This window comes from Microbacterium alcoholitolerans (assembly GCF_050408615.1).
Lineage (GTDB): Bacteria > Actinomycetota > Actinomycetes > Actinomycetales > Microbacteriaceae > Microbacterium.
This window is the reverse complement of sequence record NZ_JBNTKD010000006.1, coordinates 1-1,164: the sequence shown is the minus strand read 5'-3', so window position 1 is coordinate 1,164 and position 1,164 is coordinate 1. Positions and strand designations below refer to the sequence as shown.

Here is a 1,164-nt window from a genome sequence, read left to right as displayed (position 1 = left end):
GTCCATTCCCATGGTGTGTGTCCTTTCGGTTGTTCCTGTTGTGTGAACCTGACATTTACAAACTAGGGAGGGGGTCGGACGTTGGTGGGGGTGGGGGACTATGGCGGCGAATTGTGCTTGAAATTTGCAAGCATTTTTCGGGATCGCGGGACGGCGTGGTGGTGTCGGGTGGGCCGGTGGTGCGAGGTGAATTGTGCTTGAAATTTGCAAGCATTTTTGAGCGCGTTTCCTGGCGGAGGGTAAGGCCATAAGTGGTGCGTGAAGCTATGCGGTAAAGGTGTGAATTTTGCAAGCATTTTTCGCTTGGTGGCGGGGTGTGATCGTCGGGGTGTGGGGGTGTGGGGGTGTGGGGGTGTGGTCAAGGTCGTCTGTGGGGGTGCGGTCGATATTCCTTCTGAGGGGTTGTGTCCGTGAAGGTGCGGTGGCGGCCCTTATGTGGAGGGAGGGCTGGTGTCCGATCTGGCCCGTGGGTCGTACCTATGACGTGCAGGAGGTGGTGGAGGTGGGTCGGAGAGGGGGTGAGGGCCGCGCCGCGCACATGCCGGGCATGGATGAGAAGACGGATGCAGTGGTGGCGTGGTTCGGGTGTGTGGAGCGGGTGGGGAAGGCGGCGCGGCGGGCGGTGGTGGCGTGGTGGTGGCTGCCGGTCGGGGTGGTGGGGGTGTGGTCGCTGTGCGCGGGTGAGCCGGTGGGCGCGGCGGGCCTGGTGGAGCTGCTCGGGGCGCTGCGGGGTGGCGGGTAGCGCTCGCCGCGTCTGAGCGGCTCTGAGCGGCTGTCTGCGGCGCTGTGAGGGGCGTTCGGGCCTGTCGGGGCATGGCGGGCCGGGTGGGGGTATGTTGCGACGCCCGCGCTCGCCGGGGGTGGGGGTATCTGGTCGCGCTCGCGAGCTGCTCGAGCTGCTCGGCGGGGTGGCGCACCGGGCGCCGGCGTCTGCTCGCAGCGGCGCTGTGCGCCCGCCTGAGGGCCGAGCGGCAGGGCCGGGAGATCCCCGCTCACCCGAGGGCACCCCCGTCATCCTCAGCCCGATCTGGAAGCGGGGGAGCACCCACCGTTCCGACCCTTCACCAACCCGACCACCGCGACCGCGACAGCGCGTCGCTCGACACCCCACTCGACCACCTCGGAACGCACCGACCAGCACCCGAACCGACCATCCACGCCCGA

General features: G+C 67.6%; 1 protein-coding gene. It reads left to right on the top strand.

The genetic code is table 11. The features are described 5' to 3' along the window. Positions 1-502 precede the first annotated feature (502 nt). Entirely contained in the window at positions 503-742 is a 240-nt protein-coding gene (locus tag ACQUSX_RS15920; RefSeq protein ID WP_428930000.1) for a hypothetical protein, read from the top strand. Positions 743-1,164: the final 422 nt, after the last annotated feature.